The 25,139-nt window shown below is 64.7% G+C and carries 22 protein-coding genes; 10 read left to right on the top strand and 12 right to left on the bottom strand.

The features are described 5' to 3' along the window. Positions 1-13: 13 nt before the first annotated feature. Positions 14-286 (top strand): TonB-dependent receptor plug domain-containing protein, encoded by a 273-nt coding sequence (locus C7G41_RS32705; protein ID WP_106946396.1) that lies wholly within the window; start codon positions 14-16, stop codon positions 284-286. An 11-nt stretch (positions 287-297) separates the two neighbouring features. On the opposite strand, the gene C7G41_RS32700 is transcribed toward C7G41_RS32705, so the two are convergent. Further along, on the bottom strand, positions 298-1,614 hold the full coding sequence (locus C7G41_RS32700; protein ID WP_106946395.1) for an esterase family protein: 1,317 nt from the start codon (positions 1,612-1,614) through the stop codon (positions 298-300). 277 nt (positions 1,615-1,891) lie between these two features. Here C7G41_RS32700 and blaBJP point away from each other — a divergent pair, with 277 nt between their 5' ends. Both blaBJP and C7G41_RS32690 read left to right on the top strand, forming a co-directional pair. After that, complete coding sequence (gene blaBJP, locus C7G41_RS32695) at positions 1,892-2,776, top strand: BJP family subclass B3 metallo-beta-lactamase (protein ID WP_106946394.1); 885 nt, start codon at positions 1,892-1,894, stop codon at positions 2,774-2,776. A 319-nt stretch (positions 2,777-3,095) separates the two neighbouring features. Continuing rightward, positions 3,096-5,105, top strand: coding sequence for a bifunctional diguanylate cyclase/phosphodiesterase (locus C7G41_RS32690; RefSeq protein ID WP_106946393.1), 2,010 nt, complete (start codon positions 3,096-3,098; stop codon positions 5,103-5,105). Positions 5,106-5,107: 2 nt separating this feature from the next. Here C7G41_RS32690 and C7G41_RS32685 read toward each other — a convergent pair whose 3' ends face one another. From C7G41_RS32685 to C7G41_RS32650, 8 genes are read right to left on the bottom strand one after another with little or no spacing between them, the layout of a single operon-like run. Further along, positions 5,108-5,827: an ABC transporter ATP-binding protein gene (locus tag C7G41_RS32685; protein ID WP_106946392.1), complete on the bottom strand. Its 720-nt coding sequence runs from the start codon at positions 5,825-5,827 to the stop codon at positions 5,108-5,110. Continuing rightward, the gene (locus C7G41_RS32680; protein ID WP_106946391.1) at positions 5,820-6,575 is read right to left on the bottom strand and encodes an ABC transporter ATP-binding protein; all 756 of its coding nucleotides are present in this window, start codon (positions 6,573-6,575) and stop codon (positions 5,820-5,822) included. Before C7G41_RS32680 ends, C7G41_RS32685 begins: the two co-directional genes overlap by 8 nt. Continuing rightward, complete coding sequence (locus C7G41_RS32675; RefSeq protein ID WP_106946390.1) at positions 6,572-7,570, bottom strand: branched-chain amino acid ABC transporter permease; 999 nt, start codon at positions 7,568-7,570, stop codon at positions 6,572-6,574. The genes C7G41_RS32680 and C7G41_RS32675 overlap by 4 nt, the downstream gene beginning before the upstream one ends. Beyond that, entirely contained in the window at positions 7,567-8,442 is an 876-nt protein-coding gene (locus tag C7G41_RS32670; RefSeq protein WP_106946389.1) for a branched-chain amino acid ABC transporter permease, read from the bottom strand. Before C7G41_RS32670 ends, C7G41_RS32675 begins: the two co-directional genes overlap by 4 nt. A 10-nt stretch (positions 8,443-8,452) precedes the next feature. Further along, positions 8,453-9,694 (bottom strand): ABC transporter substrate-binding protein, encoded by a 1,242-nt coding sequence (locus C7G41_RS32665; RefSeq protein WP_106946451.1) that lies wholly within the window; start codon positions 9,692-9,694, stop codon positions 8,453-8,455. Positions 9,695-9,717: 23 nt separating this feature from the next. Next, positions 9,718-12,093 (bottom strand): xanthine dehydrogenase family protein molybdopterin-binding subunit, encoded by a 2,376-nt coding sequence (locus tag C7G41_RS32660; RefSeq protein WP_106946388.1) that lies wholly within the window; start codon positions 12,091-12,093, stop codon positions 9,718-9,720. Continuing rightward, a complete protein-coding gene (locus C7G41_RS32655) occupies positions 12,090-12,614 on the bottom strand; it encodes a (2Fe-2S)-binding protein (RefSeq protein ID WP_106946387.1) in 525 nt (174 codons plus the stop codon). Before C7G41_RS32655 ends, C7G41_RS32660 begins: the two co-directional genes overlap by 4 nt. Beyond that, positions 12,611-13,471, bottom strand: a complete 861-nt coding sequence (locus tag C7G41_RS32650; protein ID WP_106946386.1) for a xanthine dehydrogenase family protein subunit M — start codon at positions 13,469-13,471, stop codon at positions 12,611-12,613. The genes C7G41_RS32655 and C7G41_RS32650 overlap by 4 nt, the downstream gene beginning before the upstream one ends. Positions 13,472-13,725: 254 nt before the next feature. On the opposite strand from C7G41_RS32650, the gene C7G41_RS32645 reads away from it, so the two are divergent. Continuing rightward, positions 13,726-14,346 carry a TetR/AcrR family transcriptional regulator gene (locus C7G41_RS32645; RefSeq protein WP_199198734.1) on the top strand — a complete coding sequence of 207 codons (621 nt, stop codon included), beginning with the start codon at positions 13,726-13,728 and terminating at the stop codon, positions 14,344-14,346. 6 nt (positions 14,347-14,352) lie between these two features. Here C7G41_RS32645 and hutU read toward each other — a convergent pair whose 3' ends face one another. Genes hutU through hutI form a run of 3 tightly spaced genes read right to left on the bottom strand, consistent with a single transcriptional unit; the run spans position 14,353 to position 18,807 of the window. Continuing rightward, on the bottom strand, positions 14,353-16,023 hold the full coding sequence (gene hutU / locus C7G41_RS32640; protein ID WP_106946449.1) for a urocanate hydratase: 1,671 nt from the start codon (positions 16,021-16,023) through the stop codon (positions 14,353-14,355). Positions 16,024-16,036: 13 nt separating this feature from the next. Next, positions 16,037-17,596, bottom strand: a complete 1,560-nt coding sequence (hutH, locus tag C7G41_RS32635; RefSeq protein WP_106946385.1) for a histidine ammonia-lyase — start codon at positions 17,594-17,596, stop codon at positions 16,037-16,039. Further along, complete coding sequence (gene hutI / locus C7G41_RS32630) at positions 17,593-18,807, bottom strand: imidazolonepropionase (protein ID WP_106946384.1); 1,215 nt, start codon at positions 18,805-18,807, stop codon at positions 17,593-17,595. The genes hutH and hutI overlap by 4 nt, the downstream gene beginning before the upstream one ends. A 99-nt stretch (positions 18,808-18,906) precedes the next feature. Here hutI and C7G41_RS32625 point away from each other — a divergent pair, with 99 nt between their 5' ends. The 6 genes from C7G41_RS32625 (at position 18,907) to C7G41_RS32600 (ending at position 24,895) form a co-directional block, all read left to right on the top strand. Beyond that, positions 18,907-20,265: a formimidoylglutamate deiminase gene (locus tag C7G41_RS32625; protein ID WP_106946383.1), complete on the top strand. Its 1,359-nt coding sequence runs from the start codon at positions 18,907-18,909 to the stop codon at positions 20,263-20,265. Continuing rightward, positions 20,262-20,990, top strand: coding sequence for a histidine utilization repressor (hutC, locus tag C7G41_RS32620; RefSeq protein WP_106946382.1), 729 nt, complete (start codon positions 20,262-20,264; stop codon positions 20,988-20,990). Before C7G41_RS32625 ends, hutC begins: the two co-directional genes overlap by 4 nt. Positions 20,991-21,096: 106 nt before the next feature. Beyond that, positions 21,097-22,041 (top strand): ABC transporter substrate-binding protein, encoded by a 945-nt coding sequence (locus tag C7G41_RS32615; RefSeq protein WP_106946447.1) that lies wholly within the window; start codon positions 21,097-21,099, stop codon positions 22,039-22,041. 73 nt (positions 22,042-22,114) lie between these two features. After that, positions 22,115-22,888 (top strand): ABC transporter permease, encoded by a 774-nt coding sequence (locus C7G41_RS32610; RefSeq protein ID WP_007601313.1) that lies wholly within the window; start codon positions 22,115-22,117, stop codon positions 22,886-22,888. After that, positions 22,885-23,670, top strand: a complete 786-nt coding sequence (locus tag C7G41_RS32605) for an ABC transporter ATP-binding protein (protein WP_199198733.1) — start codon at positions 22,885-22,887, stop codon at positions 23,668-23,670. The genes C7G41_RS32610 and C7G41_RS32605 overlap by 4 nt, the downstream gene beginning before the upstream one ends. Further along, positions 23,663-24,895 carry a Zn-dependent hydrolase gene (locus C7G41_RS32600; RefSeq protein WP_106946381.1) on the top strand — a complete coding sequence of 411 codons (1,233 nt, stop codon included), beginning with the start codon at positions 23,663-23,665 and terminating at the stop codon, positions 24,893-24,895. The genes C7G41_RS32605 and C7G41_RS32600 overlap by 8 nt, the downstream gene beginning before the upstream one ends. The last annotated feature ends 244 nt before the right edge of the window (positions 24,896-25,139 follow it).

Below are 25,139 nucleotides of genomic sequence, written 5' to 3'. Positions count from 1 at the left end.
CGCAGGAGATCACATGCCCGCGAAATCATTGCGACTGGTCGTGATCGCCACCCTCTGTGTCTCGCAGGCATCGTTTGCAGAGGCCGGCAAGCGGCAGCGCCATGCGCCTGCTACCGATCAGGCCTCACCCTACAAGGCCGACCGCCTCTCCTCTTCGCGCGGAGAGACGATCATCAACACGCCCGGCCAAACCACCGTGCTGACGCGAGAGGTCCTCGACGACAAGAACGCGACGAGCCTCAAGGACGCCATGCGCTCGACCGCCGGCGTGACGATCGGGCGCTAGGCCACTTTCGCTCAGGGGATCGGATAGCCCTTCCAGACCCACTCCAGCGCCGACGGCAGCGTCTGCGCGATCGTGGGACGGTCGACGTGCTTGGCGTTGCGCACGAACAGAAACTGATAGTGGTAGCCTTTCTCCGCCAGCACCTTGGCCATCAGCGCGTTGGAGAGGGTCCAGTCGTGCATGCCGTCGGGAATGGTAGGGTTCGGATAGAACAAGTCCTGGTCGCCGCCGAAGAACCAGAAACGGATCGGCTTGGTCGGCGCAGCAACGATCAGCGGCACGCCGGGCGGCTCGGCCGGCGTGAGCACGCCCGCCTTGGAGATGAGATTGGGTGTGGCGGGCCCCGTCCATGCGCTGTGATATTCCCAGGCGCCGCCGCGCAGCGACGGGTCGTGCGGCCATTGCTGGTTGACCATGGTCGGCGAGAACGCCAGCACGCGGTGATAGAGATCGGGATAGAACCACGCCATGGTGAAGGCCGCCACGCCACTCGAACTCAACCCCATGGTCGCACGCCCATCGGGATTTTTGGTCAGCCTGACGTCGGCGTTCTTTTCGACCAGCGGCAGCACTTCACGCTCGACGAATTGCGCGTAGGCGCCTGACACCGCGTCATATTCGCGGCCGCGCTGACTGCCCTGCGCGTCCTGCCCGCCATTGCCGATCTGGATCGCGATCATCGGCGGCACGCGGCGCTGCGCGATCAGATTGTCGAGCGTGGTGGCGAGATCCTTGTAGGCGTTGGAGCCGCCGTCGCCGACCACGATGAACGGCGCCTCGCTGCCGCGCACATATTGCGCCGGCACATAGACGTCGATGGCGCGCGACCAGACGCCAGGATGGCTGGTGGTGACGATCATATGCGACTTGTCGTCCGGCGCCGTCACGGTCGTCATGATCGAGGAATTGGTGCAACCGGCAAGATCGTCGCGGATCAGACCCGGATTGTAGATGGTGCTCTCCTTCGACGAGAGCGTGAAGGATTTTGTCGTCCCGCGCGGCACGCCCTCCTTCGCGATCGTCTCCGGCGCAGCATTGTGGGTGGGGCCGATGATGAAATTGCCCTCGGCATCCGGTGGCGGCAGCGTTCCGTCAGGAAGCTCAGTGGCGCGTGGATAATTGGGATTGGAGGGATCGCGCGTCGGAGGCGTCGTCTTGAAGTCGAGACCCGCCTTATCGATGAAGAACGGGCCGGCCTTGTCGGTGGTGTTGGCCCCAGGCGGCACAGCCATGTTCTGGGTGACGCAGGCCGGCTGGGAGAAGGCAATCGAAGTAAAGGAGACGAGGGAAATCAGCGTCCCCGCAAAGACGGACAACGAATTGGTCATTTCAGCTCCCGGTACCGACGAGTCTTTCTGGCTCGCCTTGCGCAAAGTATGACGAGCCGCGTCCGCGCGGTCAAACCCCAGCCGGCCGCGTTGCAGCAATGGCGGCCATGCTCAAAACGGACAGGCACGGTTATTCCGCGCATGCCACGAAATTTTCCAGCCATGTGACCGTTGCTGCCGCACCTCGCACGACGTAGCTTGCCGGCCGGCCACGCAAAGGCCGCGCCCGATCAAGACGACAAGAACAATCTGCAAGAACAATCCCGGGAGACAAACCATGAAGAAGCTCACGGCCGCGCTGTGCGCGCTGGCGTTCCTCGCAACCGGCGCGCAGGCGCAGACCGTCAAGGACTTCCTGGCGGCGGTCACCAAGAAATGGACCACGCCGTTCGAGCCGTTCCAGCTCATCGGCAACATCTACTATGTCGGCACCGATGGCATCGCCGTCTACGTCATCAAGACCTCGCAAGGCCTGATCCTGATGGATACGGCGCTTCCGGAATCCACCGGCATGATCAAGGACAACATCGCAAAGCTCGGTCTCAAGGTCTCGGACATCAAGATCATCCTCAACACGCACGCGCATTTCGACCACACCGGCGGCTTCGCCGAGATCAAGAAGGAGACCGGCGCACAGCTCGTGGCGGGTGAGCGCGACAAGCCACTGCTGGAAGGCGGCTATTATCCCGGCGACGAGAAGAACGAGGATCTCGCGTTCCCGGCGGTGAAGGTCGATCGTGCCGTGAAGGAAGGCGACAAGGTGACGCTCGGCGACACCACGTTGACGGCTCACGCCACCCCCGGCCATTCGCCTGGCTGCACGAGTTGGGAGATGACCGCCAAGGAAGGCAATCAGGACCGCGAGGTGCTGTTCTTCTGTAGCGGCACGGTGGCGTTGAACCGGCTGGTCGGCCAGCCGACCCATGCCGGCATCGTCGACGACTATCGTGCGACATACGCCAAGGTGAAGGCGATGAAGATCGACGTGCTGCTCGGGCCGCATCCCGAAGTCTATGGCATGCAGGCCAAGCGCGCGGAGATGAAGGACGGCGCGCCGAACCCGTTCGTCAAGCCGGGTGAGCTCGCAACCTACGCCACAACCCTGTCGGAGGATTTCGACAAGCAGCTCGCCAAGCAGACGGCGGCGCTGGAGAAGAAATAGCGACCGTCTTGAGCTATCTTCACCTCTCCCTCTCTGAGGGAGGGGTGAATCCGGCATGCCGGCTCGCACCCTTGTCGGTGCGACAATAGGATGCGTTGGCGCACATGGTTAGCAGAGCGTAGCCGCAATTATGCAAGCTCTTTCAGCCAATCCCCGCACTTCCGCCGCCCGGATATCGTTAACGCAGCCTCACCGGTGCGCGTATCGAGAAGATTCGCGGCACGTCGAACCTCTCGCGAGGAGTCCAATCTAACGCCCCCTTTACCCCCGCCGTGCAAGATCGCCGGCGTTTTGAAGGGGATCCGGGGCTCGTATTGCAATGCCTGTCACCAATTTTAAGTCTCATCTCGCCGCCGTTGTAGAGCTGTTTCGGGTACCGGCCGACAATCCGGAGCTGATGCGCGCGCAATTCGACGCTTTCTCCAAACAGATCCCGCTGCTCTATTTCATCCTGATCACAAACACGATCGCGGTGGCTTATACCTATGTGCCGCTGGCACCGCCCTCTCTTAGTATGATCGTGCCCGCCGTCTTGATCGCGATGACAGGCTTTCGCACATTCTGGTGGCTGCGCCAGCGCCGTGTCGTCCGCAACGACGCCGACATCCTGCGCAACCTGCGCCTCACCAACTGGATCGCGGCGCCGATCGCCGCGGGTTTTACGGTCTGGTCGTTTGCCCTGTATCCCTACGGCGATCCCTTCGCCAAGAGTCAGGTGGCCTTCTATATGGCGGTGACGGTGATCGGCTGCATCTTCTCGCTGATGCATCTGCGTTCGGCGGCACTGATCGTGACGCTGGTCGTCGACGTACCCTATGTGCTGTTCTTCTGGGCCACCGGCGAGCCGACGCTGAAGGCGATCGCCGTCAACAATCTGCTCGTGTCGGGGGCAATGGTGACGGTGCTGTTCATCTACTATCGTGATTTCGCCGATCTTGTCGCCAGCCGCAAATCGCTGCTGGCCCAGCAGGCAGCCACCCAGGCCCTTTCGGACGAGAACTTCCGCCTCGCCAACCTCGATTCCCTGACCGAACTGCCGAACCGCCGCCGCTTCTTCGCCGAGCTGTCGAGTGCTTTCGCTGACGCCGAGCGCAGGAAAGTTCGCGTCGCTGTCGGGATCATCGACCTCGACGGCTTCAAGCCGATCAACGACAATTACGGCCATTCTGTCGGCGACCGCGTTCTGATCGAGGCGGGCCGGCGCATCCGCGAGGTCTGCGAGGGCTTCGGCCCGCAGCGGGTGGAATTCGCCAGGCTGGGCGGCGACGAGTTCGGCCTCGTGGTGTGCGGCGACCCCGATGATGCGGATCTGATGCGGCTCGGCGAACGCATCGGTGAACAGGTCAAGTTGCCCTACCAGCTCGACACCGCCCATACCGGGCTGTCCTGCTCGATCGGCTTCGCGCTATTCCCGCAATCGGCAACGACGGCGGAAGCGCTCTATGAATGCGCCGACTATTCGCTCTATCACGCCAAGCGCCATCTGCGCGGCCGCACCGTGATCTTCTCGAGCGAGCTCGAGGCCGAGATCCGCAGCCGCGGCGTCATCGAGAATTTGCTGCGCACCGCCGATTTCAGCACCGAGATGGACCTGGTGTTCCAGCCGATCGTGGACGCCATGAGCGAGCACACCGCCGGCTTCGAGGTCCTGGCGCGCTGGCACAGCTCCCGCCTCGGCCTGGTTTCGCCGGCCGACTTCATTCCGGCCGCCGAGCGCATCGGCCTGATCCGGCCGCTGACGCAGGCGCTGCTGGTGCGCGCGCTCGCGACGGCCAGGACCTGGCCCGACCACATCCGCCTGTCGTTCAACCTGTCTGCCCACGACGTCTGCTCGCCCGAGGGGATCCTGCCGCTGATCACCATCGTCGAGAAGAGCGGGCTGCCGCCGCACCGGATCGATTTCGAGATCACCGAGACCGCCGTTACCTTCGATTTCGTGCGCGCACAACAGTCGATCGCGGCATTGAAGGCGATGGGTTGCGGCATTTCGCTGGACGATTTCGGCACCGGCTATTCCTCGCTGAGCCACGTGCACTGGCTGCCGCTCGACAAGATCAAGATCGACCGCAGCTTCATCGCCGACGTCAACGACAATCCAGTGAGCCACAAGATCATCAAGTCCCTCACGGGCCTCTGTGACGACATGGAGATCGCCTGCGTCGCCGAGGGCGTCGAGACTCGCGCTCAGCTCGACACCCTGCGCCGGCTGGGATGCGACTTCATCCAGGGCTACTACTTCGCAAAGCCCATGCACGGCGACGCGATCGACGAGTATCTCGCAAAGGAACGCCAGCGCCTCGGCGGCGCCGGAGCCAGGGTCGTGGCCTAACGTCAGACCGCGCAGTAGCGCTCCTGGATGTCCTTGTCCGCTAGCAGCGCCGCCGCGCTGCTTTGATGCACGACTTCGCCCTGATCGATGATCACGGCACGATCAGCGAGCCGCAGCGCCCATTCGACGTTCTGCTCGACCAGGAGCAGCGTCTTGCCCTCGTCGCGCAGGCGACGGAACAGCACACCCATCTCCTCGACCAGGACAGGCATGATGCCTTCCGACGGCTCGTCGAGCAGAAGCATCTTCGGCTTCGCGATCAAGGCGCGTGCAATCGCCAGCATCTGCTGCTCGCCGCCTGACAGCGTGACACCCTCCTGGTCGAGGCGCTCCTTCAGGCGCGGAAAGGTCTCGGCGATCTCGTCGATCGCCACGCGCTCATCGATGTCGCTTCCTGCCGCGACAAGGCCGAGACGAAGGTTCTCGCGCACGGAGAGACCGGGGACGATGCGGCGCTCCTCGGGGACGTAGGCAAGACCGAGATGGAAGCGCTGATGGGCGCGAAGCTGCAGAAGCTCCCGGCCCGCAAAGCACACGCGACCCGTCGCCTTGGGCATCAGGCCCATCATCGACCGCAGCGTGGTGGTCTTCCCGGCGCCGTTGCGGCCCACGAGGGCAACCACCTCGCCGGGCTGCACATGCAAGGAAATGCCGTGAAGGACGTGGCTCGCGCCATACCAGGCGTGGAGATCCTTGATTTCGAGCAGTGCGGTCTCAGCCATAGCCTTCACTCTGTCCGAGATAGACCCTGCGGACCTCCGGATTGCTCCTGATCTCATCGGGGGCGCCGTCCGCAAGCAGGCGGCCATGATGCAGCACAACGACACGCTCGGACAGGCCCAGCACCATCTTCATCTTATGCTCGACGAGAAGCACGGTACGCTTCTCGGCGAGCCGTTCGAGCAGCGCGACCATGTCCTTGGTCTCCTCCGGCCCCATGCCGGCGGTCGGCTCGTCGAGCAGAAGCAACTCCGGCTCCGAGACCAACGCGATCGCGATCTCCAGCGCGCGCTGCTGGCCATGCGCCAGGAATTTCGCCAGTTCGGCGCGCCTGCCCAGCAGCCCGACCGCCTCGAGCGCAGCATCGGCACGGGCATTGAGTTCTGTAAGTCGAGCGCGGTTACGCCAGATGTCGTAACTCACGGTCAACGCCTGCGCCGCCACGCGAACGTTCTCGTGCACGGACAGGTCCGGGAAGATGTTTGTGATCTGGTAAGAGCGCGAGATGCCCTGATGCACGAACCGATGCTGCGGCAGGCCGTTCAGCTCGCGTCCCCTGAAGTGCAGCTTGCCTGACGTCGGTGTCAGCGCGCCGGAGAGGATGTTGAAGAACGTGCTCTTGCCGGCGCCGTTCGGCCCGATGATCGAGGTGAGCTGTCCGGCCGCAAAAGACACCGTGATGCCTTCGAGCGCGACGAAGCCGCCGAAGTGCTTGCCGATCCCCTCGGCACGAAGCAATTCGCCGCTCATGGCCGCGCCTTTCCGACACCCAGTGTGTCGAGCAGCGTGCCCCAGATGCCCTTGGGCAGGAACAGCACGAACAGGACGAAGATCGCGCCGACGAACAGCTGCCAGTGTGGGGTCCAGACCGAGATGACGTCCTCCAGGATCAGAAACGCCGCCGCGCCGACGAACGGCCCGAAGAAGCTGCGCGCGCCGCCGAGCAGCACCATCATCACGATCATGCCCGAGGTCTGGTAGTGCAGGATGTCGAGCGGCACGATCGACAGATGTAGCGCCAGCATGCAGCCACCGAGCGAGGAGATCGCGCCCGACAGCATGAACACGATCAGCTTGCTGCGCTCGACGTCATAGCCGCAGGCCCGCGCCCGCTGCTCGTTCTCGCGGATTGCCTCGATCACGGCCCCGAAGGGCGAGTTCAGGATGCGCGACTGGAACCACATGGCCAATGCGGCGAAGGCCATCAGCACATAATATTTGTTGACGGGGTCGAGGAAATTGACGGGGAAGCCGAGCAGGCTGATGCGATCGACGGTAAAGCCGCGCAGGCCATTCTCGCCACCGGTGAAGGACGAGGCTTGGAGCGCCACGTAATAAACGAGTTGGGCCAGCGCAAGCGTCACCATGGAGAAGTAAATGCCGCGGGTGCGCGTCGAGACGATGCCGATCGCGGCGGCGAGGCCGGTGCTGAGCAGCACGGCGATCGGCACCGCGGCGAACCAGGGCACGCCGTAACGGCCGATCGCGATGCCGGTGAAGTAGGCGCCAGCGCCGAAGAAGGCCGCTTGGCCGAACGACAACAGCCCGGTGTAGCCGAACAGCAGATTGTAGCCCATCACAACGACGCCGTAGATCAGGACGTTGACGGCCAGCGCCTGGGACGGCAGCAGCCAGGGCAACACAGCCAGCACCGCGATGGAGAGCAACACGCGTTGGTCGAGAAGCCGGCCGAGCCCGCTGGACGACGGTTTGGCGACCGCTTCGCCGCTCGATGGTGAGGTCACGCGGTCCTCCCTCTGATGCCGAACAGGCCCTGCGGACGGATCAGCAGCACCACGGCCATCAGCGCGAACATGACGATGGTGGCCATCTCCGGCGCGAACAACGCGACCAGGCTGATGGAGATGCCGACCATGAGGCCTGCGACGACAGCCCCGACGATCGACCCGAGGCCGCCGATCACGGTCACCACGAAGGCTTCCGCCAGCACCAGCGAGCCCATCTCCGGATTGACGCTACGCATGGGACCCGCGAGCACGCCGCCGAGCGCGGCCAGCCCGACACCTAGCCCGAAGATCGCGAGCCAGACCCGGCCGATGTCGACCCCGAGCACCTGCATGATGGTTGGATCGCGGGCGCCCGCGCGCACGATCAAGCCGATCCGCGTCTTCTCCAGCGTCAGCCAGAGCACCAGGAGCACCACCGCCACCAGCGCAATGACGAACAGGCGGTAGCGCGGGAAGAAGCCGATGCCGAGATCGAGCACGCCGATCAGCTGCGGCGGGGTCGGAAACGGGATGCCGTCACTGCCGAACACGATCCGCACGCCCTCGACCAGGATGTAGCTGAGGCCAAAGGTGAGCAGCAGCGGATCGTCGATCGAGCGCCCATAGAGCCTGCGGATCAGGACGTACTCGATCAGCATGCCGAAGCCGCCGATCAGGATGGGCGCCAGCAGCAATCCCCACCAGAAGCTTCCGGTGAGAGACGCCAGATACAGCCCCGCATAGGCCCCGATCATGAACAGCGCGCCATGGGCGAAATTGACCACCCCGAGCATGCCGAACACGATCGTCAGTCCAAGCGCAGTGATCACCAGGACCGCCCCAAGGGCGATCCCGGAAAGAAGCTGCATGATGATCAACGACAGGTCCATTGCCCAGGCTTCAGGTCGCGTGGCCCAGCTCGCTGCAACTGCGCAGCATGTCGTCGGAACCCGTGTCGTTGGCGAGAATGGCGAACAGATCGTTGTCGTTGGCCATGGCGGACTTCTTCTTGGACTCCAGCACCAGCACCGGCTGCACCGACTGGTGGTCGCATTTGCGGTAATGCTGCGGACCCTTGGTCAGGTCGTATTGCAGCTTCTCCAGGGCATCGACCACCTTGTCGGTATCGGTGCCACCCGCGGTTTGCATGGCCGCCAGCAACGACCCGACGCCGGCATAACCGTAGGCGCCGTAATCGGTCGGGATCGCGCCGCCATTGGCTGCCTTGAAGGCGGCGTTGAAAGCAGCAGCGGACTTGCTCTGCGTCTCCAGGCCCCAATAATAGTTGGCGCCGCCGACCACGCCCTCGAACACGTCGGGGCCGACCGCGAGCCGCTGGTTGTGCAGGATCACCGGCACGACGATCTTCATCTGCTGCTTGACGCCGAAATCCACCGCCTGCTTGATCGCATTGGCCTGGTCGCGGCCGAAATTGGAGATGCAGAGCACGTCCGGCCGCAGCGACATCAGGCGCGGCATGAAGGTGGAATAGTCGGCAGCGCCGAACGGATGCAGGATCTCGCCGACATTGTCGGCGCCGATCGCCGTCTGCGCACGCTTGAAGCCGCGCAGCATCTCATGACCATAGGCATAGTCGGCGACGAGGTGCGCGACCTTCATGCCCTTCTTCAGGGTCTGCCGTGCCACGGCGGCGGTCGTCATGTGCGGGTTCAGCGCTTCATGGAAGGTGTATTTGCTGAAATCCTTGGCCTCATTGATGGTGTCGGACTGGCTGATCGAAACGTAGATCACGCCGCGGGCGCGGGTGACCTCATTGACCGCCAGCTGCACAGCGCTGGAGAGCGCGCCGACCACGGCGTGAACCTTGTCCTTCTCGATCAGCTCCAGCGTACGGGTAGCGGCCTCGCCGGCATTGAGCTTGTCGTCGCGCACAAGCAGCTCGACCTTGCGGCCGCCGATGCCGCCCTTGTCGTTGGCGAGTTTGACCGCAAGCTCGGCGCACTTGACCTGGTCGCGCGCTTCCGCAGCGAACGGGCCGGTCAGCGGGGTCGGAAAGCCGATGCGGATGGTCTCGTCCGCGGCGCGGCCGAGCCGCGGCATGGCGAGCAACGCCGCGCTTGCGGAAAGACCGGCGAGTGCGGTGCGGCGGGATATTTTCAGGGTCGAACCGGACTTGGGCATGATTTCCTCCAACTATCTTTTTTCTAGAATCGCTTCAGGGCTTTCAGGACTTTTGCGGGCGTGATCGGGATGGAATTGATGGTCGCATTGAACGGTGTGAGCGCATCGTTGACGGCGTTCAGCACACAGGCCGACGCCGCCGCCGTCCCCGCCTCGCCGCACCCCTTGGCGCCAAGCTCCGTGTCGGCAGTCGGCGTCTCGACGTGGGCGATGACGATGTCGGGCATCTCCATCGGCATCGGGACGAGGTAGTCGGCGAGCGAGCCGTTCACGAGTTGGCCCGTCTCGCTGTAGCGGCATTCCTCGAACAGTGCCGCGCCCAGTCCTTGCACGATGCCGCCGCGGAGCTGCTCGTCCACCAGCATCGGATTGATGACCCGGCCACAATCCTCGACGATGAAATGCTTCAACATCTTGATGAAGCCGGTCTCGACGTCGACCTCCAGCGAACAGCCCTGGATGCCGTTGGTGAAGGCGAACGGATAGCCCTGTGGCGCGAAATGATGGCTCACGGTGAGCTGGGCCTGCGTGCCCGGCGGCAGCGTATCGGAGCGGAAATAGGCAATGCGCGCGATCTCGGAGATCGGCATCCGCTGGTTTCGTGTGCCGGCGTCGACGACCTCGCCATCGATGATGTCGAGCGCCGATGGTTGCTCCTGGAGGATGAGCGCGGCGATCTCCAGGATGTTGCGCCTGAGCGCGCGCGCGGCCTGAAGCGCGGTCTCGCCGCCGATGCCGGCGCCACGGCAGGCCCAGGTGGCGCCGCCGTGCGGCGTCACCTCGGTATCGCCGGTGATGACCTTGACGTGCTCCTGCGCGAGCCCGAGCTGATCCGCCACGATCTGGCTGATGATCGCCTCGGTGCCCTGCCCCTGCTCGGTGACCGAGATCAGGCAGCGCACCTCGCCTGATGGCGTGAGGCTGAGGATCGCGCCGTCCTGCGAGGAGATACGGGCTCCGCCAACGCCATAGAACGCGGGACTTGGATTGGTGATCTCGACAAAGGCCGCGATGCCGATCCCGTGATAGACGCCGCTCTTGCGCAACTCGGCCTGCTCGGCGCGCAGCGCATCATAATCCATTATCTCGTGCAGCCGCTTCAGGCAGGCCTGATGCGATAGCGCCTCGAAACGGTAGCCGGTCGGCGAAGTCTGCGGATAGGCATCATCAGCGATCAAATTCTGCGCTCGGATCGCGAGGGGATCGAGACCGAGCTTCACCGCGGCCATGTCGACCAGCCGCTCCGTGACGGCGCAGGCGATGGGATGGCCGACGGCGCGATACTGGCTGGTCTGCACCTTGTTCTGGAAGATCACCTCGAGCGTCGCGCGATAGTTCTTGAAGCGGTAAGGCGCGCCCATCAGGCGGATGACCTGGTTGCCCTCCACCACGCTTGTCCGCGGATAGGTCGAAAACGCCCCGATTGCGGTCAGGTCCAGCACGTCCATCGCCAGGATCTCGCCCTCGGCATCAAGCGCCATCCGGGCGCGGACGCGGTGGTCGCGGGCGTGAATGTCGGAGACGAAGGACTCCATGCGGTCGGCGACGTATTTGACGGGACGGCCGAGCAGGATCGAGAGGCCGACCACGGCCATGTCCTCGTGATAGACATGCAGCTTCATTCCGAAGGAGCCGCCGATGTCGGTCGCGATCACGCGAACGCGGGCCTCCGGGATGCCGTAATGGCGCGAATAGAGGTCCTGGAACTGATACGGCGTCTGTGTCGCGTGATGCACGGTGAGGGCACCGGCTGCGGGATCGTATTCGGCGACGATGGCGCGCGGCTCCAGCGTCACAGCCGTATGGCGTCCGAAACAGAATTCCTCTTCCACCACATGGGCCGCATGCGCAAAGGCGTCGTCGACGCTGCCGTTGTCGAGCTGGCTGCGGAAGCAGACGTTGTTGCCGCTGCCGGGATTGATCAGCGGCCCGCCGGCCTCACGCGCGCTGTCGATATCGGCGACGACGGGAAGGTCCTCGTAGTCGATCTCAATCAGTTCCAGCGCATCCTCGGCGATCGCTCGACTTTCGGCAACGACTGCAACCACCGCCTGCCCGGCCCAGACCACGCGGTCGAGCGGCAGCGGTAATTGCGGTGCCGAGGTCATTCCCTTGAAATGGTCGAGTGTGCCGGTCCAGGGCGTGCAGATCTTTGCGAGATCGGCACCAATCGCGACGAGATGCACGCCTTCGAGCGCGCGCGCCTGCGCGACATCGATCGAGATGATCTTCGCATGCGCATGCGGGCTGCGCAGGAACGCGGCATGCAGCATCCGCGGCAGCCTGAGGTCGCTGACATAGCGCCCGCGCCCGGCGAGCAGCCGCTTGGCGTTGGGGCGCGGCACGGAGCGGCCGATATAGGAATTCGGGCGATCGAGCGAGGTCAGCGGCGCGCTCATGTCGCGCCTCCGCTTTCGCTGCGCGCTTTAGCCACGGCGTCGATGGCATCCACGATCGCTTCATAGCCGGTGCAGCGGCAGTAATTGCCCGACAGCGCGTCACGAATTTCCTCGCGGCTGGGCTGGGTCACCCGCGAAAGCAATTCGTGCGCGTTGACCAGCATGCCCGGCGTGCAAAAGCCGCATTGCAGAGCGTTGCGGCGGTGGAATTCGGCCTGGAGGTCGGCGATCACGCCGCTCTCGGTGAGCCCTTCGATCGTATCGATCCTGGCACCGTCAGCCTGCACCGTGAACATCAGGCAGGCGTGGACGGCTTGGCCGTCGAGCTGCACGAGACAGGCGCCGCAGGCGCCCATCTCGCAGCCGGCATGCGTGCCGGTCAGCTCGAGCGCGTTGCGCAGGCAGTCGACCAGCGTCTCGCGCGGCGCGACCTCACAGGCGACCTTGCGGCCATTGACGACGAAGCGAACGCGCACGGTCTCGTCCGCATCGTCCAGAAGGGATTCGTCGAAGCCGCTCATGCGCGCTCTCCGAGACGTCCGAGCATGCGCCCGAGCAGAACGCGGGCGAGATGCAGCCGCATCGCCGGCGGCACCTCGTCGCTATCAGGTGGCGCGAGATCGCCTTCGAGCGCCGCCTGCGCTGCGGCGATGCGTTCGGCGCCAAGGCTCGAGCCGATGAGCGTAGCCTCCGTTCCCTTCACCCGCGTCGGCGTATTGCCGACGGAAAAGAACGAGATCCGTATGTCGTCGATGCGCTCGCCGGTGGAGGTCGCGAGCATGCCGCAACCGACCAGCGCATAATCCCCGCGGCGCCGGGCCAATTCGTCAAACGCAAAGCGCTGATCGGCCTTGAACAGCGGGACGAAGACCGCGGTGATCAGCTCACCGGGCTGCAAAGCTGTCTCGAACAAGTCGACGAAGAAGTCATCGGCCTTGACGCGCCGGCCGCCGGAAGGGCCGATAATCTCGATCTCGGCACCGAGCGCCAACGTCATCGCCGGAAATTCGGAAGCCGGATCGGCGTGCGCGACACTGCCGCCGAACGTGCCGCGGTTGCGGATCGCGGGATGGGCGACGAAGGGCGCAGCCGCATGCAACAGCGGCGCGAATTCGGCGATCAGCGGCTCGCTCAGCATCTCGCAATGGCGCGTCAACGCGCCGATGCGCAAATACCCGCCTTCACGCCTGACGCCGCGCAGCTCGGAAATGTGCGTGATATCGATCAGAAGCCGTGGCGCCTGCAGCCGCAGCGACAACGCCGGCACGAGGCTCTGGCCGCCGGCAATGAAACGCGCATCGTCGCCGGCGCGCGCGCGAGCGTCCAACGCCTGGTCGATCGTCGCAGCGCGAAAATAGCTGAAAGCCCTCGCCTTCACCGCCGTTTCCTCAGATCCCTCGGCTCATCAGCCGGGACGCCAGATTTGTAACCATCTGGTCTCAAAATCCTGACACGCCGTCAGAAGCCGGTCAACAGGAAATGACCATTTGGTTACAAATGCGCGTTGGGCTATGAAGACGATTGGACGTGCGATTCAGCGACGAAATGGCCCGAAAAGCGCAGAAAACGACAAAGCGACCGGTCCGAAGGCGGACCGGGACAGGCAGCAAGTCCGCGCCCAAGCGCCGCAACATGCGTGCGGCCGACCGCGAGCGCGCAATCCTGGACGAGGCAATCCGATTCTTTGCCGAGCGCGGCTTCGAGGGGCAGACGCGCGAGCTCGCCAAGCGCCTTGGCATCACCCACTCCGCGATCTATCGCCACTTCCCGAGCAAGGAAGCGCTGATCGAGCGAGTCTATCAGGAGGTTTATCTCAGCCGCTGGTCGCCCGATTGGGGTCCGATGATCCGCGACCGCTCACTATCACTGGAGGCGCGGCTGACACGCTTCTATCTCGACTATGTCGAGCGCGTGTTCGAGTATAATTGGGTGCGGATCTTCGTCTTCTCCGGTATGAAGTCGTTCGGCATCACCGGCCGCTATCTCGACATCATCAGGCGCGAGATCATCGAGCCGGCGGCCGACGAGCTGCGCCGCGACCTGAAGCTGCCCGAAACAAAGGTGCATCCGCTCGGCGAGCGCGAGACTGAGCTGTTCTGGGGCCTGCACGGCCGCATTTTCTATCTCGCCATCCGCAAATTCATCTATGCGACGCCAATCCCGGCCGATCTCGACGTGATCGTCCGCGATGCCGTCCAGACTTTCATGGACGGTGCGAAGACGACGATGCCGAGACTGCTGGCGCGCGACTGAGCCTGGCTATGTCGCCAGGCTCGGCAGATCGAGCCCCTTGTCGCGGGCGCATTCGATCGCGGTGTCGTAGCCCGCGTCGGCATGGCGCATGACGCCGCTGGCGGGATCGTTCCAGAGCACGCGCGCGATCCGCTTCGCCGCTTCAGGCGTACCGTCGGCGACGATCACCATGCCGGCATGCTGGGAATAGCCGATACCGACGCCGCCGCCATGATGCAGCGACACCCAGGTCGCGCCGCTGGCGCAATTGAGCAGCGCGTTGAGCAAGGGCCAGTCGGACACGGCGTCCGACCCGTCCTTCATCGCCTCGGTTTCGCGGTTGGGGCTCGCCACCGAGCCACTGTCGAGATGATCGCGGCCGATCACGATGGGTGCCTTCAATTCGCCGCGCGCCACCATCTCGTTGAAGGCAAGGCCCAGGCGATCGCGATCACCTAGCCCGACCCAGCAGATCCGTGCCGGCAAGCCCTGGAACTTGATGCGCTCCCTGGCCATGTCGAGCCAATTATGCAGGTGCTTGTCGTCAGGCATCAGCTCCTTGACCTTGGCGTCGGTCTTGAAGATGTCCTCGGGATCGCCCGACAGCGCGGCCCAGCGGAACGGCCCGACGCCGCGGCAGAACAAGGGACGGATATAGGCGGGGACGAAGCCGGGAAAATCGAAGGCGTTCTTCAGGCCCATGTCCTGCGCCATCTGGCGGATGTTGTTGCCGTAGTCGAGCGTCGGAATGCCTTGGGCATGGAAATCCAGCATGGCCTGGACGTGCTCGACCATCGAGGTTTTCGAGGCGCGCTCCACGGCCTTGGGATCGGCGGCGCGCTTGACTTCCCACTCGGCGAGTGTCCAGCCCTTCGGCAAATAGCCGTTGATCGGATCGTGCGCGCTGGTCTGGTCGGTGACGATGTCGGGCTTGACGCCGCGGCGGACAAGCTCGGGAAAAATCTCCGCGGCATTGCCGAGCAGGCCGACCGAGACCGCCTTCTTCGTCTTCGCCGCCTCCGCCATGATCGTAAGCGCCTCGTCGAGCGTGGAGGCCTGGCGATCGAGATAACCGGTGCGCAGACGCATCTCGATGCGGCTCGGCTGGCATTCGACCGCCAGCATCGAAGCCCCGGCCATGGTCGCAGCCAACGGCTGCGCGCCGCCCATGCCGCCGAGACCGGCTGTCAAAATCCATTTGCCGGCGAGGCTGCCGCCATAATGGCGACGCCCGACCTCGACAAAAGTCTCGTAGGTGCCCTGCACGATGCCCTGGCTGCCGATATAGATCCAGGAACCCGCCGTCATCTGGCCGTACATCATCAGGCCTTTGCGATCGAGCTCGTTGAAATGGTCGAGCGTCGCCCAGTGCGGCACGAGGTTGGAGTTGGCGATCAGGACGCGCGGCGCATCGGCATGGGTACGGAACACGCCGACCGGCTTGCCGGACTGGACCAGCAGCGTCTGGTCGTCCTCGAGTTCTCGCAGCGAAGCGACGATCCGGTCAAAGCTCTCCCAGTCACGCGCGGCGCGGCCGATGCCGCCATAGACGACGAGCTCGCTCGGACGTTCTGCAACGTCAGGATCGAGATTGTTCATGAGCATGCGCAAGGGCGCTTCCGTCAGCCAGCTCTTGGCGCTGATTTCGCTGCCGCGGGGCGCGCGGATGGTGCGGTCATTGTCCAGTCGGCGGTTCATGCGGAACACCTCGTCAGGCAAGCGTCGGAAACGGGTCAGTTGAAAGTACGGCGAGCGCCGCAGCCGGCAGCGCGTCGGCTTCGACCAGCGCTGCAGCCTTGGCGAGATCGCCGGCCATGTAGCGGTCGGCGCCGAGCGCCGGCACCTGCTCGCGCAGTGCGGCAATAACGGCGACGAGCGGCGCGCTCGTCGCGTGCGGCGCGCGCAGCGTGATGCCCTGGGCGGCGACCAGGAGCTCGATGCCGAGGATAGCAGCGAGATTGTCGGCCATGTCGGACAGCCGTCGTGCAGCATGCGCGGCCATCGAGACGTGGTCTTCCTGGTTGGCACTGGTCGGCGTCGAGTCGATCGAGCAGGCGGCCGCGCGCTGCTTGTTCTCGGCATAGAGCGCCGCCGCCGTCACCTCGGCGATCATGAAGCCGGAATTGATACCGGGATCGGGAGTCAGGAACGGCGGCAGACCGAAATTGAGCGCTGGATCGACCAGCGTCGCAATGCGCCGCTCGCTGATCGCGCCAATCTCCGACAGCGCGAGCGCGATGGTATCCGCGGCAAAGGCCACCGGTTCGGCGTGGAAATTGCCGCCGGAGACGATCTCGCCGGTCTCGACCAGCACGAGCGGATTGTCGGTGACGGCATTGGCCTCGACGATCAGCGTCCGCGCCGCTTGCACGATCAGGTCGAGCGCAGCACCCGCGACCTGCGGCTGGCAGCGCAGGCAATAGGGATCCTGCACGCGCTCGTCGCCTTCGAGATGCGACAGGCGGATGTCGCTGCCGTCGAGCAGCGCCATCAGGGTTGCCGCCGCCGCGATCTGTCCGGAATGACCGCGCAGCGCCTGGATCTCGGGGCGGAACGGCGCCGTCGAGGCCATCGCCGCATCGACCGACAGCGCGCCGGTGACGAGCGCGGCGCGGGCCATGCGAAATGCGCGCAGCACGCCGGAGACGGCGTAGGCGGTGGAGAATTGCGTGCCGTTGATCAGCGCGAGCCCTTCCTTGGGACCGAGCGTCAGTGGCGTCAGGCCGGCTGCGGCTAGCGCCTCGCTGCCCGATACGGTCTTGCCGTCGACGATCGCCTGCCCTTCGCCGATCATCACAGCGGTCATATGCGCGAGCGGCGCGAGATCGCCGGAAGCACCGACCGAACCTTGCTGCGGCACCAGCGGTGAGACGCGCCGCGCCAGCATGGCTTGCAACTGTTCAATCACCTCGCGGCGCACACCGGAGGCGCCGCGCCCGAGCGAGATGATCTTCAGCGCCATCATCAGACGGACGATTGGCTCGGGGGTTGCCGCACCGACGCCGCAACAATGCGAGACAATGAGATTGCGCTGGAGCAGCGCGGTCTGGTCGGGCGGAATGCGCTTCGAGGCAAGCTTCCCGAAGCCGGTGTTGATGCCGTAGACGGGGACGTCGGCTCGCGCAGCCCTTGCAACGATCTCCGCCGCCGCGTCGACGCGCGGCCAGAACGCGGGATCGAGAACGGCAGATGCGCCTTCGAGCACGCGCGCGAGATCGTCGAGGCTGACCTTTCCCGGCTTGACGACGATCGGCGCGCGTTGCTCTGTCACTGTCCCCTCCACACCCGGCGGTGCAGCGGATTGAAGCCGATGCGATAGACCAGCTCGGCGGGACGCTCGATGTCCCATATCGCAAGGTCGCACCATTTGCCGGCCTCTAATGTGCCGGTATCATCGAGCACGCCGAGCGCTCGCGCGCCTTCGCGGGTGACGCCGGCAAGGCATTCAGCCACATTCATCCGGAACAGCGTCGCGCCCATGTTCATGGCGAGCAGGAGCGAGGTCAGCGGCGAGCTGCCCGGATTGCAGTCGGTCGCGAGCGCCATGGCAACGCCGTGCTTGCGGAAAGTCTCGACCGGCGGTTTCTGCGTCTCACGGATGAAGTAGAAGGCGCCGGGCAGCAGCACGGCCACCGTTTTAGCCTTTGCCATCGCGGCGGCACCGGCTTCGTCGGTGTGCTCGAGGTGATCAGCCGATAGCGCCGAGAATTTCGCAGCGAGCGCAGCACCGCCGAGGTTCGAGAGCTGGTCGGCATGCAGCTTGACCGGCAGTCCAAGCCGCCTCGCCGTCTCGAACACCCGCGCCGTCTGCTCCCCGGAAAATGCGATACCCTCCATGAAGGCATCGACGGCATCGGCGAGGCCCGCCTTCGCGACCGCAGGCAACATCTCCTTGCACACGAGATCGATGTAGCGATCCTTGTCGCCACCGGCTTCGATCGGCAGCGCATGCGCACCGAGAAACGACGTGCGGATCGCGACCGGCCGCTGCCGGCCCAGGCTTCGCGCGGCCGCCAGCTGCCGCATCTCAGTCTCAGTGTCCAAGCCGTAGCCGGACTTGATCTCGACCGTGGTGACACCCTCGGCAATCAGCGCATCGAGCCGCGGCAGCGCGTGTGCTGCGAGTTCGGCCTCGCTTGCCTTGCGCGTCGCAGCCACCGTCGAGACGATGCCGCCGCCGGCGCGCGCGATCTCCTCGTAGCTCGCGCCCTTCAGGCGCAGCTCGAATTCATGGGCGCGGTTGCCGCCATAGACCAGATGGGTGTGACAATCGACGAGACCGGGCGTGATCCAACGCCCTTCGCAGTCGATGCGTTCGGCTGCATCGGCACTCACCGGAAAATCGGTCTGCGCACCTGCATAGATGATACGGCCGCCGCGCGCGGCAATCACGCCGCGCTCGATCTCGCCGAGATCGGGGCGGTCGGCCCGCATCGTGGCGAGCCGGGCGTTATGCCAGATCCGGTCGAAGCGCTCTGCCATGCAACTGTCCCTTCGCGGATGCCCCTGCGCCCTGGGATGCTTGACTTATATGTCTAGACATATAATCGTGTCGCGGTTCTGTCCAGCCGGCATGGAAACATGACACGACTGCATTTCGCCTCCGCGCTCCTGCCCTCGGGCTGGGCCAATGACGTGCAGGTGGTGATCACCGCCGGCGCGATCGCCGAGGTGACCGCGGGCGTGGCCCCGATCTCCGGCGACGAACGCCACGAAATCGCGCTTCCGGGAATCGCGAGCCTGCACAGCCACGCTTTCCAGCGCGGCATGGCGGGTCTCGCAGAGCTGCGCGGCGACAGCACCGACACCTTCTGGACCTGGCGCGAGACGATGTATCGCTTCGCGCTGGCGATGACGCCCGACGACGTCGCAGCGGTCGCGACCCTGCTTTATGTCGAGATGCTGGAGCAGGGTTTTACCCGCGTCGGCGAATTCCATTATCTGCATCATGATCGCGACGGCTCGCCCTACGCCGACGTCGGCGAAATGGCCGCACGTATCGCGCAGGCCGCCGAAGCCTCGGGTATTGCGCTGACGTTGCTGCCGAGTTTTTATGCGCATGGCTCATTTGGGGGCGCAGCACGGCGTGCCGGCCAGCGCCGCTTCATCTGTACCGTTGATCAATTTTCCGCGCTGATGGCTGCCTCGCGCAAGGCGATTGAACGATTGCCGGGCGCGAATATCGGCATCGCGCCGCACAGTTTGCGCGCTGTGACGCCGGCCGAGCTTGCGGCGATCATTCCGCTCGCGGACGGCGGCCCGGTGCACATTCATGCCGCCGAGCAGGTGAAGGAAGTCGAGGATTGCCTGGCGTGGTCCGGACGACGTCCGGTGCAATGGTTGCTGGAACACGCGCCCATCGATCAGCGCTGGTGCCTCATTCACGCCACCCACACCACGGCCGAGGAAATCCGCGCATTCGCCAAGACCGGCGCTGTCGCCGGCCTCTGCCCCATCACCGAGGCAAGCCTTGGCGATGGCATTTTCCCGGCCCGCGAATTCGTCGGTGCCGGCGGTGCCTTTGGCGTCGGCACGGATTCCAATGTGCTGGTCGGCGTCGCCGACGAGCTGCGCCAACTCGAATATGGCCAACGGCTCAAGCACCGCGAGCGCAACGTGCTTTCTGCTGGCGCAGGTCGTTCGACGGGACGCGCGCTGTTCGATCATGCGCTTGCAGGCGGCGCGCGGGCACTGGCACAGATGTCAGTCGGTCTCACGCCAGGTGCGCGCGCCGACATCGTCGCGCTCGACATCTCGCATCCCTCACTGGCAGGACGCGCGCGCGACGCCGCCATCGACGGGTGGATCTTTGCCGCGGGCAGCGGCGCGATCGATTGCGTCTGGGCCGGCGGCGACAAGGTCGTCGAAGGCGGCCGGCACAGACTGCGCCAGGCCGCGCGCGAACAATTCAACGCATCGGTGCGGAGGCTCGTTGCATGAGCCTCGCCACTGATACGGCCGACCAGCCCACGCTCTACAAACGGATTCGCGCCGATATCGAGAAGCGCATTCTGACCGGCGAGTGGCCGCCCGGGCATCGCATCCCGTTCGAGCATGAACTGGTTGCTCGTTACGGCTGCTCGCGCATGACCGTGAACAAGGCGCTGTCGGAGCTCGCCCAAGCCGACCTGATCGAGCGGCGGCGCCGTGCCGGCTCCTTCGTCCGCCGGCCGCAACATCAGTCCGCCGTGCTCAAGATCGCCGACATGCGCGCCGAGATCACCTCGCTCGGACGTGCTTACGGCTACGAGCTGATCGGCCGCAAGCTCCGTGCCGCAACCGCGGCCGACCGCGACCGCCTCGGCGTCAAGAAGGCCGGCAAGGTGGTCGCGATCACCTGCCGCCACAGCGCCGACAACGTGCCTTTCGCCGTCGAGGACAGGCTGATCGATCTCGCGTCGGTGCCGGATGCGGCGACCGCGGATTTTTCGCGTGAGCCGCCCGGCTCGTGGCTGCTTCATCATGTTCCATGGACAGAGGCCGAGCATACGATCAGCGCTATCGTTGCGGACGATCGCACGGCGGAAGCGCTCGACATCACCGTCGGCGCCCCCTGCCTCGTGATCGACCGCTATACCTGGCGCAGCGCGCGCACGATCACCGCGGTGCGGCTGCTCTATCCCGGTGACTCTCACCGCCTTGTCGCCCGATTCAAGGGAGGCTGAGAGGACGATGTCGGCACAAATCGTGCAACGCTTCGGGCAACGGTCCATGTGGACCGACCAAGATCAACAGGACGTCAATCCATCGATCGGCAAGAGGACGACAATCATGCGTAGTTCGAAAGTATTTGCGACAATCATTGCCCTCACAGCTTCCACTCCGGTGCTCGCCGACGACGTCAAGGTCGGCGTCGGCATCTCCGGATGGACCGGCTTCGCGCCGCTGACGCTGGCGAAGGAAGCCGGCATCTTCAAGAAGAACGGCCTCGACGTCACCATCAAGAAAATTCCGCAGAAGGATCGTCATCTCGCGATCGCTTCCGGTGACGTCCAGTGCGCGGCAACGACCGTGGAGACCTGGATCTCCTGGAACGCCAACGGCGTCGCGACCAAGCAGATCTTCCAGCTCGACAAGAGCTTTGGCGCCGACGGCATGGCCGTGCGCAACGATCTCGCCGCGATCAAGGATCTGAAGGGCAAGACGGTTGCGGCCTCCGCGCCCGGCACCTCGCCCTATTTCGCGCTGGCCTGGATGCTCAAGAAGAACGGCTTGTCGGTGAAGGACGTCACCGTCGTGAACCTGGAGCCGGCCGCGGCCGCGCAGGCTTTCGTCTCCGGCCAGAACGATGCCGCGATGACCTACGAGCCGTATCTGTCGACGGTTCGTGCCGCACCCGACAAGGGCAAGATCATCGCGACCACGCTCGACTATCCGATGGTCATGGACACGTTCGGCTGCACGCCGAAATTCCTCACCGAGAACCCGAAGGCCGCCAAGGCGCTCGCCGACAGCTATTTCGAGGCCCTCGACATGATCGCCAAGGACCAGGCCAAGGCCTACGAGATCATGGGCGCCGACGTGAAGCAGACCAGCGAGGCGTTCGGCAACTCGGCGAAGTATCTGCGCTGGCAGGACAAGGCCGCGAACCAGAAATTCTTCGCCGGCGACTTCCTGACCTTCAACAAGGAGGCCGCCGACCTCCTGCTGGAAATCGGCATCATCAAGGCCGCGCCGAAGGTCGAGGATCTCTTCGACGCCAGCTACATCAAGTAAATCTCCCAGGAGCCGCCGGCCCCGTCTCGCGGCGGGGCCGGTAAACTTGTTCACCGCCCGGATAGACAGTTTGATGCGTCCCCTCGATCCCGTGACGTCAAGGCAGCGCGTGGCTTACGGCCTTGCGTTCTTCGTGGTGTTCGTTGCCCTCTGGTCCTGGGCGACCTTCGGCGGCCACGTGTCGAAAGTATTCCTCGCCAACCCGCTAACCATGGTGCAGGAAGGCGTCGACCTGATCATCAAACAGGGCTTCCTGTTCGACATCGGCATGACGATCTGGCGCGTCGTCGGCGGCTTCGTGCTGGCCGCCATCATCGCGGTGCCGTTCGGCGTGCTGATGGGCGCGTACAAGCCGGTCGAGGCGTTCCTTGAGCCGTTCGTCTCCTTTGCGCGCTATTTGCCGGCTTCCGCCTTCATTCCCCTCCTGATCCTGTGGGCCGGCATCGGCGAGCTGCAGAAGCTGCTCGTCATCTTCATCGGCTCCGTGTTCCAGATCATCCTGATGATCGCAGTCACCGTCGGCACGACGCGGCGCGACCTGGTCGAGGCGGCCTATACGCTGGGGGCCAGCGACCGCGGCATCATCCGCCGCGTGCTGTTGCCCTCCTCCGCGCCGGAGATCGCCGAAATCCTGCGGCTGGTGCTGGGCTGGGCCTGGACCTATGTCATCGTCGCCGAACTGATCGGCTCCTCCTCCGGCATCGGCCACATGATCACCGACAGCCAGGCGCTGCTCAATACCGGCCAGATCATCTTCGGCATCATCGTAATCGGGCTGATCGGCCTCGTCTCGGACTTCCTGTTCAAGGCGTTCAACGCGTGGCTGTTTCCCTGGAGGCTCGCATGACGACCCTCAAGATCGAACAGGTCTCGCGAACCTTTCCCGCGCGCCACGGCAACGCCCCGACCAGGGCGCTGGAGCCGACCGATCTTGTGATCGGCAACAACGACTTCGTCACCATCCTCGGCCCTTCCGGCTGCGGCAAGTCCACGCTGCTTCGCATCGTCGCCGGCCTCGATCGTCCGACCGGCGGACGCGTGGTGCTCGATGGACGCGAGGTGACCGGCCCGGGCGCCGACCGCGGCATGGTGTTCCAGTCCTACACGCTGTTTCCCTGGCTGACCGTGCGCGAGAACATCGCCTTCGGCCTGCGCGAGCGTGGCGTGCCCGAGGGGGAGCGCAACAAAATCGCCGATGCCTTCATCCGCCAGGTCGGTCTGTCCGGCTTCGAGAACCATTGGCCGAAACAGCTCTCCGGCGGCATGCAGCAGCGCACCGCGATCGCGCGCGCGCTTGCCAATGATCCGAAGATCCTGCTGCTCGACGAGCCGTTCGGCGCGCTCGACAACCAGACCCGCGCCCTGATGCAGGAAATGCTGCTCGGGATCTGGGAGCGCGATCAGAAGACCGTGCTGTTCGTGACCCACGACATCGAGGAAGCGATCTTCCTCGGCAGCCGCGTCATCGTCATGAGCGCGCGTCCCGGCCGCATCAAGGCCGAGATCAATGTGGACCTGCCGCATCCGCGCTCCTACAAGATCAAGACCACGCCCGAATTCGTCCAGTTGAAGGAACGGCTGGTCGAGGAGATCCGTACCGAGGCGTTGAAGGTTGCCGAACATGCCTGACACTTCTTCGCGCGCAAACGGCGAGCGCGTTCTCGCCGATCTCAATGCACTCCGCACCATCGGAGCCTACAAGACCGGCGTGCACAAGCCGACCTTCTCCGAGCCGCACAAGCTTTCGCTGGATTGGCTGGTACGGAAGCTGCCCGACGCGGGCCTCTCCGCCGCGATCGACGGAATCGGCAATGTCTTCGGCACCAGCGCAAAGTCGGGACCCAAGCTGCTCGCGGGATCGCACCTCGAAAGCCAGAACTACGCCGGTTGGCTCGACGGCCCGCTCGGTGTCGTCTACGCGCTCGAAGCGGCCCGCGTGCTCAATGCCGATCCCTCGCTCAAAGGCGCGGTCGAAGTTGCCGCCTGGTGCGACGAGGAAGGACACTTTGGGCACTTCCTCGGTTCGCGCTCCTATGTCGGGCAGGTGACCGAGGCCGACATTGATGCCGCGCGCGACCGCACCAGCGGCCGTACCATGCGGGACGCACTCACCGACATGGGGCTCGCAGGACGACCGCGTATCGCCGCCGAGCCGGGCCGGCACGTCGGATATCTGGAAGCGCATATCGAGCAGGGCGACACGCTCGAAAGCGGTCGCCTTGCGATCGGCGTCGTCACCTCCATCGTCGGCATCTGGCAATACCAGATCAATTTCGTCGGTGAACAGAATCACGCCGGCACCACCCGCATGGCTGCACGGAAGGATGCCGGGCTGGCGCTGGCAAAGTTCTGCGTTGAGATCGACGCGCGTTTTCCCGATACCAGCGGCCCGCGCACGGTCTGGACCACCGGCCGCATCGCGCTCGATCCGGGCGCGCCCAGCATCATTCCGGGTGCGGCCGAGATGCTGTTCCAGATCCGCGACGACGATCCTTCCGTCGTCCCACGGCTGGAAGAGCTGCTGCGGAGCATGGCGGCTGAGGTCAGCGCGAACGGCCCCTGCACCGTCACCGTGGAAAAACTGCGCACCGGTGCGCCGGCCATGATGAACGCGGGCATCCAGGACGCGATCGAAGCCGCGAGCAAGGCCTTGGCCGGCGGACGGTCCGTCCGCATGCCCAGCGGCGCCGGCCACGACGCGCAGATGCTGGCGACAGTCATGCCCGCGGGCATGCTGTTCGTCCCGTCGATCGGCGGCGTCAGCCATCACTGGACCGAGAACACCGCTGACGCCGACATCGTCACTGGCGCCCAGGTGTTCGTCGACGCTTGCCGGAGGATACTCGGCGGCTAGAACGACGTGCCGTCGTGCACTCCCGTGTCCCGGACGCGCTGCAACAGACTGGATTGCTTCGCTACGCTCGCAATGACGGAGTATGAGGTGACGGCTTCGTCCTCCCAGCGCCACTGTCATTCCCCGCGAAAGCGGGGAATCCAGTACGCCGCGGCTTCTCGGTTCAATCATAACTGTCTCGGAATACTGGATCGCCCGGTCAAGCCGGGCGATGACAGGGAGAGTGTAGCCGCAGATACGCCTT

It is taken from the genome of Bradyrhizobium sp. MOS002 (assembly GCF_003020115.1).
GTDB lineage: Bacteria > Pseudomonadota > Alphaproteobacteria > Rhizobiales > Xanthobacteraceae > Bradyrhizobium.
The sequence above is the reverse complement of the archived record's forward strand: the minus strand, read 5'-3'. Positions and strand labels throughout refer to the sequence as shown.

Excerpts from the sequence above, each read along its gene's own strand:
- C7G41_RS32705 (WP_106946396.1), top strand. The coding sequence starts at position 14 with ATGCCCGCGAAATCATTGCGACTGGTCGTGATCGCCACCCTCTGTGTC.
- C7G41_RS32610 (WP_007601313.1), top strand. The coding sequence starts at position 22,115 with ATGCGTCCCCTCGATCCCGTGACGTCAAGGCAGCGCGTGGCTTACGGC.
- C7G41_RS32605 (WP_199198733.1), top strand. The coding sequence starts at position 22,885 with ATGACGACCCTCAAGATCGAACAGGTCTCGCGAACCTTTCCCGCGCGC.
- C7G41_RS32670 (WP_106946389.1), bottom strand. The coding sequence starts at position 8,442 with ATGGACCTGTCGTTGATCATCATGCAGCTTCTTTCCGGGATCGCCCTT.
- hutI (WP_106946384.1), bottom strand. The coding sequence starts at position 18,807 with ATGGCAGAGCGCTTCGACCGGATCTGGCATAACGCCCGGCTCGCCACG.
- C7G41_RS32665 (WP_106946451.1), bottom strand. The coding sequence starts at position 9,694 with ATGCCCAAGTCCGGTTCGACCCTGAAAATATCCCGCCGCACCGCACTC.
- C7G41_RS32645 (WP_199198734.1), top strand. The coding sequence starts at position 13,726 with ATGCGTGCGGCCGACCGCGAGCGCGCAATCCTGGACGAGGCAATCCGA.
- hutU (WP_106946449.1), bottom strand. The coding sequence starts at position 16,023 with ATGAACCGCCGACTGGACAATGACCGCACCATCCGCGCGCCCCGCGGC.
- C7G41_RS32625 (WP_106946383.1), top strand. The coding sequence starts at position 18,907 with ATGACACGACTGCATTTCGCCTCCGCGCTCCTGCCCTCGGGCTGGGCC.
- C7G41_RS32655 (WP_106946387.1), bottom strand. The coding sequence starts at position 12,614 with ATGAGCGGCTTCGACGAATCCCTTCTGGACGATGCGGACGAGACCGTG.
- C7G41_RS32685 (WP_106946392.1), bottom strand. The coding sequence starts at position 5,827 with ATGGCTGAGACCGCACTGCTCGAAATCAAGGATCTCCACGCCTGGTAT.
- blaBJP (WP_106946394.1), top strand. The coding sequence starts at position 1,892 with ATGAAGAAGCTCACGGCCGCGCTGTGCGCGCTGGCGTTCCTCGCAACC.
- C7G41_RS32690 (WP_106946393.1), top strand. The coding sequence starts at position 3,096 with ATGCCTGTCACCAATTTTAAGTCTCATCTCGCCGCCGTTGTAGAGCTG.
- hutC (WP_106946382.1), top strand. The coding sequence starts at position 20,262 with ATGAGCCTCGCCACTGATACGGCCGACCAGCCCACGCTCTACAAACGG.
- C7G41_RS32660 (WP_106946388.1), bottom strand. The coding sequence starts at position 12,093 with ATGAGCGCGCCGCTGACCTCGCTCGATCGCCCGAATTCCTATATCGGC.
- C7G41_RS32680 (WP_106946391.1), bottom strand. The coding sequence starts at position 6,575 with ATGAGCGGCGAATTGCTTCGTGCCGAGGGGATCGGCAAGCACTTCGGC.
- C7G41_RS32600 (WP_106946381.1), top strand. The coding sequence starts at position 23,663 with ATGCCTGACACTTCTTCGCGCGCAAACGGCGAGCGCGTTCTCGCCGAT.
- C7G41_RS32615 (WP_106946447.1), top strand. The coding sequence starts at position 21,097 with ATGCGTAGTTCGAAAGTATTTGCGACAATCATTGCCCTCACAGCTTCC.
- C7G41_RS32700 (WP_106946395.1), bottom strand. The coding sequence starts at position 1,614 with ATGACCAATTCGTTGTCCGTCTTTGCGGGGACGCTGATTTCCCTCGTC.